The sequence below is a fragment of the Acinetobacter sp. YH12241 genome (assembly GCF_013417535.1).
Taxonomy (GTDB): Bacteria; Pseudomonadota; Gammaproteobacteria; order Pseudomonadales; family Moraxellaceae; genus Acinetobacter.
This window is the reverse complement of the sequence record NZ_VPDQ01000009.1, coordinates 1-19487: the sequence shown is the minus strand read 5'-3', so window position 1 is coordinate 19487 and position 19487 is coordinate 1. Positions and strand designations below refer to the sequence as shown.

At 43.2% G+C, this 19487-nt stretch carries 12 protein-coding genes; 6 read left to right on the top strand and 6 right to left on the bottom strand.

Going from position 1 to position 19487, the window contains the following annotated elements; all coding sequences use genetic code 11:
* Positions 1-9: 9 nt before the first annotated feature.
* The 4 genes from FTV18_RS07090 to FTV18_RS07075 form a co-directional block, all read right to left on the bottom strand.
* Complete coding sequence (locus tag FTV18_RS07090; RefSeq protein ID WP_180017201.1) at positions 10-837, bottom strand: hypothetical protein; 828 nt, start codon at positions 835-837, stop codon at positions 10-12.
* A 95-nt stretch (positions 838-932) separates the two neighbouring features.
* Positions 933-2525 carry a peptide chain release factor 3 gene (locus FTV18_RS07085; protein WP_034703223.1) on the bottom strand — a complete coding sequence of 531 codons (1593 nt, stop codon included), beginning with the start codon at positions 2523-2525 and terminating at the stop codon, positions 933-935.
* Positions 2526-2812: 287 nt separating this feature from the next.
* Complete coding sequence (locus FTV18_RS07080; RefSeq protein WP_180017218.1) at positions 2813-4870, bottom strand: EAL domain-containing protein; 2058 nt, start codon at positions 4868-4870, stop codon at positions 2813-2815.
* 427 nt (positions 4871-5297) lie between these two features.
* Complete coding sequence (locus FTV18_RS07075) at positions 5298-7487, bottom strand: carboxy terminal-processing peptidase (protein ID WP_180017220.1); 2190 nt, start codon at positions 7485-7487, stop codon at positions 5298-5300.
* A gap of 199 nt (positions 7488-7686) precedes the next feature.
* Between FTV18_RS07075 and nagZ the strand changes: the two genes are divergently transcribed.
* Together nagZ and FTV18_RS07065 are read left to right on the top strand one after the other, a co-directional pair.
* On the top strand, positions 7687-8709 hold the full coding sequence (gene nagZ, locus FTV18_RS07070; protein ID WP_180017222.1) for a beta-N-acetylhexosaminidase: 1023 nt from the start codon (positions 7687-7689) through the stop codon (positions 8707-8709).
* 123 nt (positions 8710-8832) lie between these two features.
* The gene (locus FTV18_RS07065; RefSeq protein WP_180017224.1) at positions 8833-9696 is read left to right on the top strand and encodes a class I SAM-dependent methyltransferase; all 864 of its coding nucleotides are present in this window, start codon (positions 8833-8835) and stop codon (positions 9694-9696) included.
* Between the two features lie 30 nt (positions 9697-9726).
* Here FTV18_RS07065 and FTV18_RS07060 read toward each other — a convergent pair whose 3' ends face one another.
* On the bottom strand, positions 9727-11064 hold the full coding sequence (locus FTV18_RS07060; RefSeq protein ID WP_180017227.1) for an alpha/beta fold hydrolase: 1338 nt from the start codon (positions 11062-11064) through the stop codon (positions 9727-9729).
* Between the two features lie 324 nt (positions 11065-11388).
* Here FTV18_RS07060 and FTV18_RS07055 point away from each other — a divergent pair, with 324 nt between their 5' ends.
* The 3 genes from FTV18_RS07055 (at position 11389) to pta (ending at position 16477) form a co-directional block, all read left to right on the top strand.
* Positions 11389-12654 (top strand): glutamate-5-semialdehyde dehydrogenase, encoded by a 1266-nt coding sequence (locus FTV18_RS07055; RefSeq protein WP_034703231.1) that lies wholly within the window; start codon positions 11389-11391, stop codon positions 12652-12654.
* 406 nt (positions 12655-13060) lie between these two features.
* Positions 13061-14284, top strand: coding sequence for an acetate kinase (locus tag FTV18_RS07050; protein WP_180017229.1), 1224 nt, complete (start codon positions 13061-13063; stop codon positions 14282-14284).
* Positions 14285-14338: 54 nt separating this feature from the next.
* Complete coding sequence (pta, locus tag FTV18_RS07045) at positions 14339-16477, top strand: phosphate acetyltransferase (protein ID WP_180017231.1); 2139 nt, start codon at positions 14339-14341, stop codon at positions 16475-16477.
* 307 nt (positions 16478-16784) lie between these two features.
* Here the strand turns inward: pta and FTV18_RS07040 are convergent, their stop codons facing one another.
* Positions 16785-17024, bottom strand: a complete 240-nt coding sequence (locus FTV18_RS07040; protein ID WP_166136309.1) for a DUF2171 domain-containing protein — start codon at positions 17022-17024, stop codon at positions 16785-16787.
* A gap of 777 nt (positions 17025-17801) precedes the next feature.
* Between FTV18_RS07040 and FTV18_RS07035 the strand changes: the two genes are divergently transcribed.
* Positions 17802-19328 carry a fumarate hydratase gene (locus FTV18_RS07035; protein ID WP_159124561.1) on the top strand — a complete coding sequence of 509 codons (1527 nt, stop codon included), beginning with the start codon at positions 17802-17804 and terminating at the stop codon, positions 19326-19328.
* Positions 19329-19487 lie beyond the last annotated feature (159 nt).

Below are 19487 nucleotides of genomic sequence, written 5' to 3'. Positions count from 1 at the left end.
ACCTACCTGTTAGAACATATTCTGATAAATATCCACTTTCAAGACTTGTTGTGTTTGTTCTTTGGTTAAATAGATGTCCAGTTGTTTGGCATCTTTGCTAATTTCCTGACTCCGATAATGTAGACCAATTCCTTCCTGATCAAAGAACCAGTCCGCCTGCCCCCAATACAGTTTTTTTGGAGCTTTCTGCTGGACTTCCGCATTATTGTCCTTTAACCATTTTTGGTAAGCCTGCTGCACAATTTGGTCCATCTGCAACTGCTGTTCAGGATTGATAATATCCAGAGGACTGAGTATTTTTTGCTGCACACGATCAGCCACAAAGAAATAATAGCGTTCATTGACACGGATATTTTCCTGAGTGCTGTCTACCCCAATTTGCATTAACACAAATTGATTGCGCTGATAAGGAATACGGGTATAAAGAGATAATTCGTAGGCCTTATTCAGTTTGAGCTGGGCTTGCCAGGCATCGGATTTTTTTACATAGGCATTAACCGCCTGCTGCAGGCTCATATCCTGCTTTAGGCCAATTTGATCCTGAATCACTTTCGCCTGCTGCTTTTCAATAGACTGGTTTAGCCAGGCATCGGCTGTCTTTAAGGTCTGAATATCCAGATTAATACAGTTTTTAGTTTCACAAAATGGCAAGGCAATATCGGCCGGTTTCTCCTGAATATTCAGATAAGGCAAAACTTTGGCTTTTTCTTCAGGGGTGACTGCTGCAGATTTTTTCTGTTCTATCACTGGCTGTTCTTTTTCATTTTTATCACATGCACCAAGTAACAAACTACAGCCCATGACTGAACCGAGCAGGATTTCCTTACTAAACTTCATGATTTTTTAGAGATATAAGTAATGAGTCGTCTAAATGTAGCACAAAATAAAACAGCTTCCGGAGAAGCTGTTTAACATTTTCCAAGCCTGAAGGCTTAGTGTTCGCGTGTGTTACGGAATACGATATCCGGATAACGTTCCTGCATCAGCTGTAAGTTTACTCGGCTTGGTGCAAGATAAGTCAAATGACCACCACCATCAACAGATAACTGGTCATGGGCTTTTTTCTTGAATTCATTAAATTTCTTCTCATCTTCGCAAGATACCCAACGTACTGTATTGATGCTCACCGGCTCATAAATACAGTCCACCTTGTACTCTTCTTTCAGACGATACGCTACCACTTCGAACTGCAGCACACCCACAGCACCGACAATCAGGTCATTGCTGTTTTGTGGCATGAAGACCTGAGTTGCACCTTCTTCAGACAGCTCTTTCAAACCTTTTTGCAGCTGTTTTGACTTCAATGGATCTTTCAGACGGACACGGCGGAACATTTCCGGTGCAAAGTGCGGAATACCAGTAAATTGCAGTTTTTCACCTGAAGTGAAGGTATCACCGATCTGGATGGTACCGTGGTTATGCAGACCAATAATATCGCCCGGCCATGCTTCTTCCAGATGCTGACGGTCACCGGCCAGGAAGGTCAAGGCATCACTAATGCGGATATCTTTATCGATACGCACATGCTTCATTTTCATGCCTTTTTCATACTTACCTGAACAGATTCGCATGAAAGCAATACGGTCACGGTGTTTCGGGTCCATATTGGCCTGAATCTTGAAGATAAAGCCTGTGAAACCTTCTTCATCCGCCTCTACTTTACGGTCTTGAGTTGGATGCGCTTTTGGAGGTGGTGCATATTCGCTAAATGTATCCAGAACATGGTCGACACCGAAGTTACCCAAAGCAGTACCGAACAGCACTGGAGTTTGACGGCCTGCCAGGAATTCTTCACGATCTAATGGCTCATTCGCCATTTGTACCAGTTCCAACGATTCTTCAAATGCCGCCCAAGCCAGCTCTCCGACTTTTTCACGTAAGTCTGCATGATCATAGCCATCACGAACTTCGATATCAGTAATCACTGAACCAAAACCGGCTTTATAGACATAGAACTTTTCTTCGAGCAGGTTATAGACACCTGCAAAGTCACGTCCTGTACCGAGTGGCCAGGTAATCGGCACACATTTAATTTTCAGGACATTTTCAATTTCATCCAGCAGCTCTAAAGGCTCACGGATTTCACGGTCCATTTTGTTGACGAAAGAAATGATGGGGGTGTCACGCATACGACACACTTCCATCAATTTAATGGTACGTTCCTCGACACCTTTTGCACCGTCAATCACCATCAGCGCTGAGTCTACCGCAGTGAGGGTACGGTAAGTATCTTCCGAGAAATCTTCATGTCCCGGGGTATCGAGCAGGTTAATCATCTTGTCCTTGAACGGGAACTGCATGACGGACGTGGTGATCGAAATCCCACGCTCTTTTTCCATTTCCATCCAGTCAGAAGTGGCTGCACGATCCGATTTACGGCTTTTCACCATACCTGCAACCTGAATGGCCTGACCCCATAACAGCAGTTTTTCTGTCATGGTGGTTTTACCGGCATCGGGGTGGGAAATAATGGCGAATGTACGTCGCTGAGCGACCTGTGCCGCTAACTCATCTTTAAAACTCATGGAAAATACCTACTGCAGAACCGCAGTGCTCAAGATCAAATACGATCAATATGAAAAATTGACGATATTGTAGCAGATTTCTAGAGCCAATAAGCAGCCCTATAAACTGGAGAAATCGCAGTTTCCCATTCTCTTTTCTGGTTGAACTGATATTTTTTTGGCTCGTCGATTTAACGGATTTAATTCACTACCCAATCTAGAAATTATAAATCGATAACCACATAAATTTTATAATTTACAATTGATTAGTTTAATCATAAAAAATTCTAAATAGTGATTTACCGGGTTCAAGAAACAAAGGCCCTAGCTTCAAGTTGCTCGACATCCATCGGTTTACCCAGCAGATAGCCCTGCATCTGCTGACAGCCCAAACGGGTTAAAATTTCTGCCTGCTGCACAGTTTCAATTCCTTCAGCTGTCACTTTTAAACCGAGTTTAATGGCCAGCTGAATAATACTTTCAAGAATCATTTCTTCCTTGGAACCTGCACTCAGACCCTGAATAAATTCCTTGTCAATTTTCAGCTCATCGACAGGCAGGTTTTTTAAATACAGGAAGCTAGAATGCCCGGTACCAAAATCATCAATCGCCAACTGGATGCCCATTTGACGCAACTGCTGCAAAGTCCGGATACTCGAATCAATATGATGCATGGCAGTCGATTCGGTAATCTCGATCATCAAATGTTGAGGATCAATTTTATATTGATTCAGAAGTTGTTCCAGTGTGCTGATCAGATGCTTATGCTCAAACTGAACCGCAGATAAATTGACGCCGATTGGGAAAAAATCAGCATGATCAGCTTCCCAGAGCTGAATCTGTTTGCAGGCCTGCTCTAGAGCCCAGTAGCCCATCGGAATAATCAAACCGGTTTTTTCTGCTCCGGGAATAAACATATTCGGACCCAGCAAACCATGCAATGGGTGCTTCCAGCGGATTAGCGCTTCTACACCACAGATCTGCTCATCATGGGTAAATTTTGGCTGATAAACCAAGATAAATTGCTGTTCTTCTACTGCCTTATACAGATCATTGATCAGTTTACTCTGGCTTTTGCTTTCATGCTGATCGGTCGAGAAATTAAAAACAGAATAGGTATTCCGTCCCTGATACTTGGAAGTCAACATGGCGGCATCTGCATTGATCAGCAGATCCTGCAGATTCTGGCCATGCTTCGGATACATGGCGATCCCGATACTGCCCGAGATATTGATGGTCTTGCCACTGATCTGGAAACTTTCCTGAATCAGTTCCAGAATCTTTTCTGATATTTTCGAGGCCTGTTCTACTGTAGTATTTTCCAGCACCAGCAGAAATTCATCGCCACCGATACGCAGCAGTTTGGAATCATCTCCCAGAATTTGATGAATACGATAAGCCAGCTGAATCAGTAGCTGATCCCCAACGTGATGGCCAAACACATCATTCACGGCTTTAAAGCGATCCAAATCAATATATAAAAAAGCGATTTCATGCTGAGCATCTTGCTGCCGGCCAGAAAACAGCAATTGTGCATATTTGACCAGATATAAACGGTTTGGCAGTTTGGTGAGATTATCCTGAATCGCCTGATTCGCCAGCTCTTTATTGGCCAGCATCAGCTGACGGTTACGTGATTCAAAGCGTAACTCCAGCATGGCTACGCCAAATGCAGTCACCAGTACCAGACAACTAATCAGGATGACTGAAAATAGCAAGTCATAGTGGGAATGACTGATCTTGCTCAATGGATGGGCATTTTCATAAAAACTGAGTGCCGCCATTCCCGTATAATGCATCCCGACAATGGTCAACGTGAGCATACTTGCGACCACGAGCTTCATCCGGATCGTACTTTGCACTGCCTGTCGATATTTGAATGCCACCCAGAAACTGAGTCCAGCCCCACTTGTCGCAATCAGAATCGAACAGATCATTAATAAAGGGTGATAGGCAGTCACATGATTTTTAACATTCAGGCCCAGCATGCCCACATAGTGCATTCCTGACATACCCAGCCCCATCAGGACAGCCCCTAGAATCAGACGGGCACAAGGCAAAGTTTTACGGGTGGTGAGCCAGATGGCAAAGGTTGCTCCCACAAAGCCAATCACATAAGAACTTAAGGTGAGTGCAGTATCTATATCATAAGCATCAGGAAAATGAGCTGCCGTCATGCCGACATAATGCATTCCCCAGATTGCTAGCCCCAGCAAGCCACCGCTGAACAGTAAAATAAGGGTTTTCAACCTTAGCGATACATTACGAAATAGCATCTGCTCAAGCGTAAGCGTCAAATAGCAGGCAATAAATGCCACAGCCATCGATCCAATGAGCAGACTGACATCATGATGAGCATGAATCATATAAAATGTTCCATCTGGGCGATCATTTTTATTTTATTGCGCAGCTGTATTCGCACGATTCCCCGCTAAATTTACGCCCTATAAAAAATAAAATACTCTTTTCAGAGTTCATCCCGACTGCTTCAAACTTGAAGCTATATACAAAATTTATTGCAATATTTTTATCTCTTCAGTAGCTGGAGTGGAGTTTAAAATTGCCCTGAATCGATAAAATAAAAAATTCAGCTTATATATTAGAAGTCTTTGAGATTTTATCAATTGATTAAATTTAATATTCCAGCTTTTTTATTCGACATAAATCACAAATTTTTCTTTTTTATTTAGTTACATAGCACTTTATATTTAATTGATATTGCATTTTATTTGCACAAAAAAACAGCCTATCGAAATAGGCTGTTTTTAGAACTTATATTACTTTATGTTAAAGTTACTGTTTTGACTGTACTTGAGCATAGTCAGCCAAGACATGTGCGGCTTCCAGCACAAAAGCTTCTTCTTCCGGTAATGCCGGACGTTCTTTGGCTTTCATTTTCGCCCGGGCTTCAACCATGGCATCCAGAGATGCCTGATAACTTTCCCAGTTTGGATAAGGTTTTAAGCCGGTTGCAGCACGGCGGGCATTTTCAGCTTCTAAAGCTTTACGCTCGATATCCAGCAACTCAGCTTTACGCTGTTCCAGATCCAGAACTACACGTTTTTGGTCTTCGACTTTTTTCATAGCCGCTGTACGCTGTTCCAGATACTTGAATTGAGGATTCTGAGCGACACGCTGTTGAGATAACTTGGCCAGTTCCGGTACATATTTTTGTACCACACCTTCACGTTTAAATGGCGCAGTTGGAATCGTATCCCACTCTAGGGCATTTTTAGCCTTACGTTCACCAAACTCTTCGTTATAGATATCGACCAGCTTGATATCCGGAATCACGCCCTTGTTTTGGGTACTACCCCCCGTCACACGGTAGAACTTACGCTGAGTCAGCGTTGCCTGACCATGTGCCAAGCTATCTAGCTGAACCTGCGCAGTTCCTTTACCTGTTGTGGTACTACCAATCACGATACCGCGTTCATAATCCTGAATTGCTGCTGAATAAATTTCACTTGCAGATGCAGAAGCCAGGTTCACCATTACTGCCAATGGACCGGCATAAGTTTGTGCACCACCATCATCATCTTCAAAGACGCTGACATTACCGTTACCATCACGAATCTGAACCACAGGACCTGACTTGATCACCTGTCCCAGCATACGTGCCACTTCTTCAAGTGAACCACCCGGGTTATTGCGCAAGTCTACAATAATACCGGCAACATTCTTCGCAGCCAGCTCTTTCAGGGCCTTATTGGTATCTTCTGATACGGAACGGTAGTCGTTACCCGCACGACGGGCACGATAGTTCAGATAGAAAGATGGAATTTCAATCACACCATATTGATATTTTTTACCATCACGCTGGATTTCAACGGTACGGGTTCTAACCCCGGCATCTTCTTCCTGAATCACATCACGTACAAGACTAACATTACGCGCCTGTCCCATGGTCGCACCCGGGCCTAATAACTTCAGCGTTACTTTGGTGCCGCGCTTACCACGAATCAGGCCAACAATTTCATTGCTCGGCCAGCCGATTACATCAACCATCTGTTCGCCGTCTTGAGCAACGCCAACAATACGGTCACCTGATTTTACCTGTCCTGATTTGCTGGCAGGCCCACCTTCTACAATGGTTTCAATCTTGGTGTAATCTTCATTACCACGTTCCGGACGAATCGACACTCCAATCCCTTCCAGCTGCAATGTAGTCTGACGGTTCAGCTCCATCGCATCTACAGGCGGGAAATAATTACTGTGCGGATCATAAGTCAGCATCATCGCGTTGAGGGTTTTGTCCAGTACATCATCGCTCTTGATCCGGCTGAGACGTTCTAACTGACGGGTATAACGCTTAGTCAGAGTTTGAGCAGGTGTTAAATCTTCCGGCCCAGTCAGATCCTGGCCATTTGCCAGTTCTGGATTGGCTTTGAGTGCATTCTGCTTAGCTTGCTCTTCTTCCTTACTGATCGTCAGGTTAATCAGCTGAGAAACCAGCATTTTTGACCAGTGAGCACGTTGTTCAGCCTGAGTTTTAAAGAATGGCGCTTTTTCGCGATCCGTTTCAATATATACATTCTTCTGATTCAGGTTTTGCGGTTTTTTCAGTTCTTCCAGCATAAAGGTATAGAACTGGGCTAAACGCTCACGATACTGCGCATGAATTTCATAAGGGCCAGACAAATTGCCGGCTTTCAGATTGGCACCGAAAGTAGCGCCATAGCGTTTTTTATAATCTTCTATTTCAGATGCCAGAAAAAGACTGTGATCTGCATCCAGACTATCAATATAAAAATCAAAGATACGCTGTGAAGTCTGAGCATCCAGACGCATATTCAAATAATGTTGGCGATCAACGAGAGTTGCCAGTTGTCGGGATACCAATGCCTGTTCTTGAGAAGGTTGAAGCACTGCTTTGCTGACTACTTCTTTACCATCAGCTGCAATTGCATCATTCACCACATGGGTAAAAAATAATCCGCCTGTCGCAATCGCAACTGCACAAGCTATTGTTTGAAATTTCATAAATAATTCGTACTTCCTTGGCCTCAAGACCAATTTGACCGTGTTGCTTTTCGAGCAGAACTTAAAGTATTCAGCATCTTAAACAACTTAATATGTTTATGTCGTGTAGTTTTATCATATTCTGTGCTGACAAAGTGTAGCAAATCATTGCAGAATTCAGGTATTGTTTTCCCCGAAAATTCTAAAATGGATTCCGCATATGATTGGCGCATTGATGCTCGACATCGCAGGCACTACCCTTACTCAAGAAGATATTGAACTCTTGGGTGCACCACAAGTCGGTGGTGTAATTTTATTCGGTCGCAATATTGAATCTCCTGCCCAAGTCCGCGCTTTGACTGATCATATGCGTCAGGTCCGTCCAGATATTCTGATTGCGGTGGATCAGGAAGGTGGCCGGGTACAGCGCCTGAAACAGGGCTTTACCCTGCTGCCTGCCATGGGCAAATTTGGTGAGCTTTATCAGACGGATCGTGAAAAAGCGCTGGAACTGGCCGAGAAATGTGGCTGGTTGATGGCGACTGAAGTACTGGCTGTCGGAATTGACTTCAGTTTTGCGCCTGTACTGGATCTGAATGATATTAGCGATGTAATTGGCGACCGGAGCTTTGCCAGAAATATTCAGGATATTATTCCACTAGCTGGTGCTTTCCTGAAAGGTATAAAACGTGCTGGTATGGCTTCGACCGGTAAGCATTTCCCGGGACATGGTTCGGTTAAGGCCGATTCGCATGTGGCCGCTGCCATTGATATGCGCAGCTATGAAGAAATCCAGCAAAAGGATATGCAGACTTTTATCCAGTTACAATCCCAACTGGATGCGCTTATGCCTGCCCATGTTATCTATAGTCAGGTTGATCCAAATCCAGCCGGTTTCTCAGAATTCTGGATTCAGAAAGTGTTACGTCAAGAACTTGGCTTCGACGGCGTACTGTTCTCGGATGATTTAAGCATGCAGGCTGCCTGTGTGGCTGGCGGTGCTGATGCCCGTATTCAGGCGGCATTAAAAGCAGGTTGTGATATGGGATTAGTCTGTAATGATCGCGCAGCACAGTGTATTGCACTTGAGGGTATTCAGGATCTGCCATTGCCCAATCAGCAGCGCCTGGAACGCATGCGCGGAAAAATTCCAGAGATTCAGATCGGCACTGAACTGGATATTGGAGATGAATGGCGCCAGATCCGTGATGAAATCAGCCAGTTTAAAGATCAGGTTCTGTAATTTTTAAATGATCTGAATACGACAAAGGAACACGACAAGGTGTTCCTTTTTTATTATCATGTTGAAAAGACTGCTATATTGATGAGCAGCATTGAATTAAAACAACAATAAGGTCAGGACGACATGACAGAATCTCTTTCACAACATCGCCATATTTCTTTTACTGCACACTATACCGGCTATATCTGGTACAAAATGGGGATTTCACATCCGGTATTTGCCACCTCTAAAGGTAAATTCCTTGCCAAACTGGTTCATCCATTGGAGTCATGGGCTGAGCGTCATGTAGGTGGCAGTATGCGCACCACCCTGAAACAGCGTCATCAAATGATTGACGAACACTTAGGTCAGTTAATTAGTGAATATCCTCAATTACAGGTACTGGAAATTGCCAGCGGTCTTTCTCCACGCAGCTGGAATTTTAGACAGAAATTTCCCGGGATTAATTATCGGGAATTGGATCTGCCCGATATGGCCAAGATCAAAACTAATGCTTTGCAGCAGATTGATCAGGATGCCCCGGAAGTATTGAGCGGCGATATTTTTAGTGCAGAACTGGCGAATATTTTTAAAGTCTTTGACCCGCAGCAGCCTTTAGTCATTATTAGTGAAGGCCTGATCAATTACTTTGATCAAAAAATGCTGTTTACCTTGCTCAAAGGTATTAACGAATATGGTCAAGGTTTCAGTGAAGTGCATTATCTTAGTGATATTTATCCTGAACCGGTCAAAAATAAACTGGCAAGCTTTATCTGGGCTTGTAGCCGTCTGCTAAAATTCATGTCACGCAGTGCATTTACCTTTCATTTTAAATCACCTCAAGAACTACAGCAGTTTTTTCAGCAAGCTGGGTTTATGCAGGTGGAGGTCGAACAGCCACAACGTTATTTTGCAGAACCTCGACAGCAGAATCCTCATTATGAACAGGATGAACATCTAGGCGATTTGGTCTGGATGATTCATGCGGTGAAAAAAAACAGCGTTTAATCACGCTGTTTTTTTTATGAATTTTATTGTTTAGATGACTGCATCGAATACTTCAGCCTGTTGAAGTGCTTTCTCTTTCTGGACAAAACGTAGTAAACGCTCTGCTACATCAAAACTGCCATGCTTGAACAAAGCACGTAACTGAGTGCCATCATGCTCGAAGATTAAACATTCGATCTTAAACTCGCCTTCTTCATCTTCCAAATGTAAAGCCAGATCACGTGGATATGCGGCTGCCTGATCGGTTAATCCAGGCTCCAATTCCAGCAATACTCCAAAGAAATTCATATCGACAATTTCTGCCTTGAGCACCAGATCAGAATGGCGATGACTTAAATAACGCTGTGGATCCTGAACCGTAATCCGTTCTTCACCACGTCGTTCGATCTGCTGCATCTGTTCACGGGTGAACGGGATAATACCTTCGAGCTGATCAACCGGTTCATCACGCAGGAAAGTTGCAAATAGATGCATGGTTTCTTTACGGCGCTGTAACTGAGGCACATGATCTGCAGAAGCAATCTGCACATACTGCATGTTTGGACATTGCAGGGCAAAATTGGCATTTTCATGTGGCAAGGTAAAGCTATCATATTGCCCACAAGCCACCAAAACTTTGCATTGAGGAATTGGCACATTGGTCAGTCGTAACAGACGGTTACAGTTGATATCATAGCGGTCCTGCTCAGTCGCAGTAAACTCGGACATCTGTTTAAAAAACAGCCGTTTTGCTGTTGGCGACATGCGGGTTTCTTTTAAACGTGCATGATTGACCAGATACAGAATCACCGCTTGGCCGAATTCATCCATGCGCTGTTCTTTCATTAAATGCAGAGATTCTTCCAGCAGCATGCGCCAGCTTTTGCGGGTCTTTTGCATCACACCCATTAAAATCATACGGTCTACCAGTTCAGGACGCTGATCTGCCAGACAGGAAGCCACCACTGAACCCAGAGACATTCCCAGAATAGCCACCTTAGGCAGTTGCATCTGCTCCAGCCATTGGCCTAGCATCGCTGCCAGATCTTCAAGTTCAAGTGTTCCTGCGGATAAGCCGGTATCAACGTTAGTAATTTGCTGGTTGGCCCCCATGGAAGGTAAATCAATTAAAATAATAGGTCCCGCATCAAATAACTGTTCTACACAATATTTGTAAGAATTAAAGTTCTGAAAAGCTCCCCCAATAATCACCATTGGGCGCATATGCAAAGTATCAGGACGCGCAATGGCCATATACTCGATTTTCCAGCCATCGATCCATGTCGTACGTGCTGGTTGCTTAAAACTGTGCTTATCATAAAGATCAAAAAAACCGTAATGGCTATGTTGGTCCAATGCCTGGGCATCCATCTGGATAATGGAATTCATATTCCTTTCCTCCGTCCTTGCCTTATTTTTATTGTGCAAGTCATTATTTACAGATTTTATGCTTCAGGATTATTCCGATTATCCTGAACACGCATCCTGCGCTGTAGTAATTATATCAATGACATCTATGTCGCTACATTTCATTCTATACAGAGCGGCTTTTCACAAGCAACTGATTCTACAACCACTTATCTGCTTTTAAAGATAAAACAATTTCAAAATGTTTAGAAACAGTGAAAAGCTTATGATTTTTAAGTGTTGGGCTTCATTGTCCGGCATCAGACTGTTAATATCAAAGTGAAATTTCTAAGTGATTGAACCGCTATGCAAGAGTCTATTGAACAATACATGCAAACGGTAGGACAGCAGGCACGCCAGGCTTCTCGCATTTTGGCTCGTGCGTCTACCCAAACTAAAAACAGTGCATTGTCAGCAATTTATACCGCTTTAGAAAACAGTCAGGCTGCTATTCTGGCTGCTAACCAGATTGATATGAATAAAGCTCACCAGAACAATCTGGACAGTGCCCTGCTTGATCGCTTAGAACTCAACCCCGCACGATTTAAAGGTATGTTACAGGGCCTGAAAGATGTGATCAGCCTGAAAGATCCAATTGGTGAAATCACCGATATGGCTTATCGTCCTACAGGCATTCAGCTTGGCAAGATGCGTGTGCCTTTGGGCGTAGTGGGTATGATTTATGAATCACGTCCCAATGTAACTCTGGAAGCTGCTTCACTGGCATTGAAATCTGGAAATGCGATTATTCTGCGTGGCGGTTCAGAAGCTCTGGAATCTAACCAGGCCATTGCGACTGCCATCCAGCATGGCTTAAAAGTGGCAGGCTTACCTGAAGCGTCAGTTCAGGTGATCAATACGACTGACCGTGCTGCGGTTGGCCAGCTGATTACCCTGACTGAATATGTCGATGTGATCGTACCGCGTGGTGGTAAAGGCTTAATTGAACGCATTACTGAAGAAGCGCGTGTACCTGTGATTAAACATCTGGACGGGAATTGTCATGTCTATGTCGAAGCACAGGCTGATCTGCTCAAAGCCCTACCCATTGCTTTGAATGCCAAAACCCATCGTTATGGCGTATGTAATGCCATGGAAACTTTGCTGGTTGATGAAAAAGTTGCTGAAGATTTCCTGCCTCGAATTGCTGAGCTGTATCAGGAAAAACAGGTAGAGCTTCGTGGTTGTCGTGAAACCCAGCGTATCTTGGGCAATCAGGTAGTTGCCGCAACAGAAGAAGATTGGTACACCGAGTATCTAGGTCCGATTCTGGCAGTTAAAATCGTATCGGGTGTTGAGGAAGCCATTGAACATATCAATAAATATGGCTCGCATCATACCGATTCAATCATCACTGAAAATTACAGTATCGCTCGTGAATTTTTAGCTGGTGTAGATTCGAGTTCAGTCATGATCAATGCCTCTACCCGCTTTGCTGACGGCTTCGAATATGGCCTAGGAGCGGAAATCGGTATTTCGACGGATAAGATTCATGCCCGCGGCCCGGTTGGCCTAGAAGGCCTGACTTCCCAGAAATGGGTAGTCTTCGGTGATGGTCAGATTCGCCAGTAAATAGATAATAAAATCAGCCTTGTTCGCAAGGCTGATTTTTTATGCATTGAATGAATAAAAGACATGCTCAAGTAAATATGCAGCCTTTATAAAATTGCATATAATTTCTTCATATCCATACCTAAAAGATAGAATAAATAAACATTATTTTTAAGAAATATAAGCTACAGTTTAATAGATCATTTTTTAGCAGTATTTTATTTATAAATGAAAACTATGAACTGATAAATTTTAATTATTATTGTCGCTGTGGTCGATAATGCTTAAGTCTAATCGGCTAAAGTCTATCTAGGACAGTAAAAAAACCCATGTTAAAACATGATCACAGACCTATCTTGTGTCGCTTTTGCCAGCAGACAGGTCAACGAAATGGATGAGAATTTTAATTAGAATCGGGTAAACAATCGTGTCTAAATCAGTATTAGTTATTAATTGTGGCTCTTCTTCAATCAAGTTTGCCCTATTGCTTGAAGAAAAGAATTTCCGTATTCACGGCTTAGCTGAGAACTTAGGCACAGAAAATGCCCGTATTAAAGGTGTGACTGTCGGCAATGAACCAGTCGATATTCATATTCCTTTTGCAGATCATAAAAAAGCGTTAGAAGTAGGTTTAGAGCGTCTGGCGAACTACAAGCCGGATGCGATTGGTCACCGTGTGGTACATGGCGGCAGCCTGACCAAAGCTGAACTAATTACTGACGAGATTATTGAAAAAATTCGCGAAGCAACTCCACTTGCGCCTTTGCACAACCCGGCTCACCTGATCGGGATCGAAGCGACTAAACGTTTATTCCCAGACTTGCCACAAGTCGCAGTATTCGACACTGCTTTCCATCAAACCATGCCGGCATATGCTTACCGTTATGCCCTGCCTAAATTCCTTTATACCGAATATGGCGTACGTCGTTATGGTTTCCATGGCACCAGCCATGCTTATGTGTCCGATCGCGGTTCTGAACTTGCGGGCAGCTTTAAGCAAGGTGGCTGGTTAACAGCGCATCTCGGTAATGGTAGTTCGACCTGTGCGGTGTGGAATGGCCAAAGTGTAGATACCTCAATGGGTCTGACGCCACTTGAAGGTGTGGTGATGGGAACTCGTAGTGGTGATGTTGATCCAAGTTTGCATAGCTTCCTGGCTGCAAACTTAGGCTGGGATGTATATAAAATTGACAAGATGCTCAACAAAGAAAGTGGCTTGCTTGGTTTATCTGACAACCTGTCTAATGACATGCGTACTCTGATTGAAGCCTCAGAACAAGGCAATGAAGATGCGACTCTTGCGATTGAAGTATTCTGCTACCGTCTGGCGAAATCTTTAGCTGCTTTAAGCTGTGGTCTGCCACGTATTGATGGTCTGTTCTTTACCGGTGGTATTGGTGAAAACTCGGCTTATATCCGTGAAAAAACTATGGCTTATTTACCACATTTCGGTTTCAACCTGGATAAAGACGCTAATAGCAGTTTGAAGCGCGGTACTGAAGGCCGGATCGATAATGGTACAGGCCCACAAATCTGGGTAGTTCCGACTGATGAAGAAGGCCGAATCGCGAAAGAAACTCATTCTGTGGTAGAGAATGAAGTGGAGCAAGCCACTGCAAAAAAGTCTGAACCTGAAGCTGCGCTTGCATAAGCAAGCCCGGTTCCCTTTTACCTAATTTCTATTATTGCGCGACTGATATTACTTATGAAAACGATTTTATTGGTGCCGACCGGGGAAGGCGTTGGCTTAACTTCAGCCTGTTTAGGTTTGGTATATGCTTTAGAATGCCAAGGGGTAAAGGCAGGCTTTGTGAAACCTTTTTCACAGGAAAAAAGTCAGGATACAGATCGCACTACAGCACTCTATCGTCATTTATCCCAAAGTGAAACCGTTGAACCGATTGCTTATGAAAGTCTGATTCAGCGCTTTAATCTTGGTGAAACAGATGAATTGCTTGAAGATGCAGTACGCCTGCATCGTGAGATTGCCAAAAATCACGACCTGATTATTGTTGAAGGTTTGGTGCCCAATAGCCGCGATACCTTCGCGCCAAGCTTTAATGCAGCCTTGGCGCAGGCACTCGATGCCAAAGTCATCATTGTCAGCAATGCTGATATCAACCAGCCTGAAGTGGCAGCTGAAAAAGTTGAAAGCCAATTACGTTATTTGGGTGGGTCCTCTTCTACTCGTATGGCTGGCGTATTGTTTATGCGCACCAAAGGCTTACCGGAAGATTCTGCACAGATCCCGGTGACCATTGATCCTAGTTTACGTCTGATTAGTGATACCAACAAATTTATAGCAGCTATTCAGAAAACTCATGCCCATATTGGGTCTGAAAAGCTTCCAGTCATTGGTCTGGTTCCATTCAGTAATACTTTAAGTGTGCCACGTATTTCTGACCTGGCAGCGCATATTTCAGCAGACTGGGTGAACTTGGGTGAAGCAAAACAGCGCCGTGTCTTACACAGCAGTTTAATTGCGTCCAACATTGAACATGAATTGCATAAATTTGTAGCTGGCGAACTGATTATTAGTGCATCAGACCGTATTGATGTCTTGCTGGCAAGTAGCTTAGCGAGCAGCAATGGCATTCCATTGGCAGGTCTGGTACTGACTGAACATTATGAGCCAAATTCGGCTGTACTGGAGTTCTGCCAGACAGCGATTAAACATGGTCTGCCTATTCTGCATACGCCACTTAGCACTTTTGAAACTGCCCAAAGTCTGGCCAATTTAAGCAATGAAATTCCATGTGATGATACTGAACGTGCTGAACAGGTCACTCGTTTTGTGTCCAGTCATTTAAATGAAGAATGGATTGCACAGCTAATCAATGGTTCTTATAAGCCACGTCTGTCTCCTTCTGCATTCCGTCATGAACTGGTACAAAAATCGATTACTGCGAAAAAACGTATTGTGCTTCCGGAAGGTGATGAGCCACGTACCATTCAGGCGGCTGCGATCTGTCAATCTCGTGGGATTGCGTACTGTATCTTGCTGGCAAAACCGGAAGAAGTGGTTGAAGTTGCTAAAGCACGCAATATTGAATTACCGCACGATCTTGAAATTATTGATCCAGACCTGATTCGCGAGAATTATGTGGAAAAAATGGTTGAACTGCGTAAAGGCAAAATCAATGAATTGCAGGCGCGTGAACAGCTACAGGATACTGTCGTACTCGGTACCATGATGCTGGCACTTGATCAGGTGGATGGTCTGGTTTCTGGTGCAGTACATACGACTGCCAATACCGTTCGTCCTGCTTTCCAGTTGATCAAGACAGCGCCTGAATATTCACTGGTTTCTTCTGTGTTCTTTATGCTGCTGCCAGATGAGGTCTATGTTTATGGTGACTGTGCGATTAATCCAGATCCGGATGCTGAACAACTGGCTGAAATTGCAATTCAGTCTGCTGACTCTGCAAAAGCCTTTGGCATTGATCCACGTATTGCCATGATTTCTTACTCTACCGGGACTTCAGGCACAGGTGCAGACGTAGAAAAAGTGGCGAAAGCGACTGAGATTGCGAAACAGCGTCGTCCTGATCTGTTGATTGATGGTCCACTGCAATACGATGCCGCTTCAGTTGAAAGTGTAGGGCGTCAGAAAGCACCAGATTCACAAGTCGCTGGTCGTGCCAATGTGTTTATCTTCCCTGATCTAAATACTGGTAACACCACTTATAAAGCGGTACAACGTGCGGCAAATGTCGTGAGTGTCGGTCCGATGCTGCAAGGCTTGAACAAGCCGGTGAATGACCTGTCACGTGGTGCGCTGGTCGATGACATTGTATTTACTATAGCCTTAACTGCGATTCAGGCAGATCAGCAAGCTAGTTAATTTTCTTTACTTACTCCACAACCATCCGGTCAAAAGATCGGGTGGTTTTTTTATTGATCTATTTATAAGTTTTCTCAGTAATCATTAGGCGTTCTATCATCTACAGATCGTCTAGCTCAAAAAATTATGCAGGTTCGTAATCCGCGCTATGAGTAAATAAAACTAAAATAAAAAGATTGATGATACAAAATAAATGCCAGCCGAACAGGCTGGCATTTACCACTTTAACAGATCAGAGTGCCTATTTAAGCTTGCATCCAGTTTGACTATTTAAGCCAAACCAGAACAAGTCAGGCAACGATCATGCTTATACCGTGGTCCATTCTTTGTGCACATCTTCTGCTGTTTTATTCAAGATCACGCTGTCATCTTTCACTTCGCTTACCCAGCTGACCGGAATCAGATGATGCTCATTATTCTCGTCATCACTTCTTGTCAATTTAATCTTGTCCTGACCTTCTAAATGATCCACTTTACCAACTTGAGTACCATCTGAAGCAATTACTGAAGCATGTTCTTTGATGTCATTTGTATTAAAGTTACTCATTCCAATTGCCCTATTTATAGAAGTTGAGAGACCTCAGTCTAAGCCCTAAAAAATTGGCTGTGTGTAAGGGTTTTCAGGCTTTGGGTTTTTCTGGGTTAATAATGTAATGAAGAAAAATAACTGTGTCACAGGCGTGTTGTGGCAAGGCCAAGATGATTGAAATATTGTTTTTTTATTAAGGTAATTTGAAGATTTGAAGATTTGAAGATTTGAAGATTTGAAGATTTGAAGATTTGAAGATTTGAAGATTTGAAGATTTGAAGATTTGAAGATTTGAAGATTTGAAGATTTGAAGATTTGAAGATTTGAAGATAGGCTAATTTTTTAGCTCTTAAAATGTAAAAAAGAAGATAAAGCTTAAGCTTGATCTTCTTTCTGGCCGTAGAACCAAGTAGCAGCGATATAAAGACTAAAAGCAATTACCATCAATACACTAGTCAGGGTCATAAAGAAAACTCATCATTCATTTGATAAGCGCATTATGTAAAAGTTTTATGACAGTTATATGACAATGATGAAATTTTCATAATTTTAATTAATTAATAAAAATCATATATTTAGAATATATTTAATTATATTCCAATAAATTTTAAGCTGAAATATGACAGTAAATATGACAAAAACCTGTCATTTTTAACCAATCTTTCAGCCAAAGTAATTTTCCTTATTGCTTAAACTATAAACTTTTGGCCAATGTCCCTGCAAAACGCCCACAACCGGATTCATTTGTCTTATAATTTAGCCCGCTAGCTAACAGCCCGCTCAAGAGATATTTGTATGACAACTATTATCAAGCAAGATGACTTGATCACATCGGTTAAAGATGCGCTTCAGTTCATTTCTTACTATCATCCACAAGACTTCATCCAAGCGATGAGCCGTGCGTACGACCGTGAAGAGAACAAAGCTGCGAAAGATGCGATCGCGCAAATCTTAATTAACTCACGCATGTGTGCAGAAGGCCACCGCCCTATCTGCCAGGATACTGGTATCGTCAACGTATTTGTTGAAGTGGGCATGGACGTTAAATTTGATTTAACCATGAGCCTGGACGATGCGATCAACGAAGGTGTACGCCAAGGTTATCTTGAAAACTCTAACGTACTTCGTGCATCTGTACTGGCTGACCCTGCTTTTGGCCGTAAGAACACCAAAGACAACACGCCTGCTGTGATCTATCACAAACTTGTTCCAGGTAGCAAAGTAGACATCACTGTTGCTGCTAAGGGTGGCGGTTCAGAAAACAAATCTAAACTGGCAATGTTGAACCCGTCTGATTCAATCGTGGACTGGGTATTAAAAACTGTTCCAACTATGGGTGCAGGCTGGTGTCCTCCTGGTATGCTGGGTATCGGTATTGGTGGTACTGCTGAAAAAGCCATGATGCTTGCCAAAGAAGCATTGATGGAAGAGATCAACATGGACGAATTGCTTCGTCGTGGTCCACAAAGCAAACTTGAAGAACTTCGTATCGAAATCTTTGAGAAAGTAAACGCATTGGGCATTGGTGCTCAAGGTCTTGGCGGTTTAACCACTGTTCTAGACATCAAGATCAAAGATTACCCTTGTCACGCTGCGGGCAAACCAGTCGGCATGATCCCGAACTGTGCTGCAACCCGTCACGCACACTTCACACTTGATGGTTCAGGCGTTGCGCATATTCAAGCACCAAGCCTTGAAGACTACCCATCAGTTACTTGGGATTCTTCATCTTCTAAACGTGTTGACCTCGACAACATCACTCAAGAAGAAATGAACTCTTGGAAACCAGGTGATACGCTGCTTCTAAACGGTACAATCTATACTGGCCGTGATGCTGCACACAAACGTATGGTAGATATGCTGAACAACGGTGAAGAACTTCCTGTTGATCTGAAAGGCAAATTTATCTACTACGTAGGTCCTGTTGATCCAGTGGGTGATGAAGTTGTAGGTCCTGCAGGTCCAACAACTGCAACTCGTATGGATAAATTCACTCGCCAGGTATTAGAAGCAACTGGTCTTTACGGCATGATTGGTAAAGCGGACCGTGGTCCTGCTGCTGTTGAAGCAATTAAAGACAACAAAGCGACTTACCTCATGGCGGTTGGTGGTGCTGCATACCTCGTATCTAAAGCAATCCGTGAAGCTGAAGTGGTTGCATTTGCTGATTTGGGCATGGAAGCGATCTACAAGTTTGTAGTGAAAGATATGCCTGTATCTGTAGCAGTTGACGTAAATGGTACATCTGTACATGCGACTGCTCCAAAAATCTGGCAAGCGAAAATTGGCAAAATTCCAGTAGTTGACGCTGCTGCGGGTTAATTTAAGCTATATAAAAAAGCACCCTTAATGGGTAATGCCAGTCAGTTAAGCAAATATTAGTAAAATGTAGTAAAAATGAGTGTATGTAAATACGCTCATTTTTTTATGACTTTATCTGAAAATTTAGATTGCACCCTTCAACATTCTTTACCTTCACTT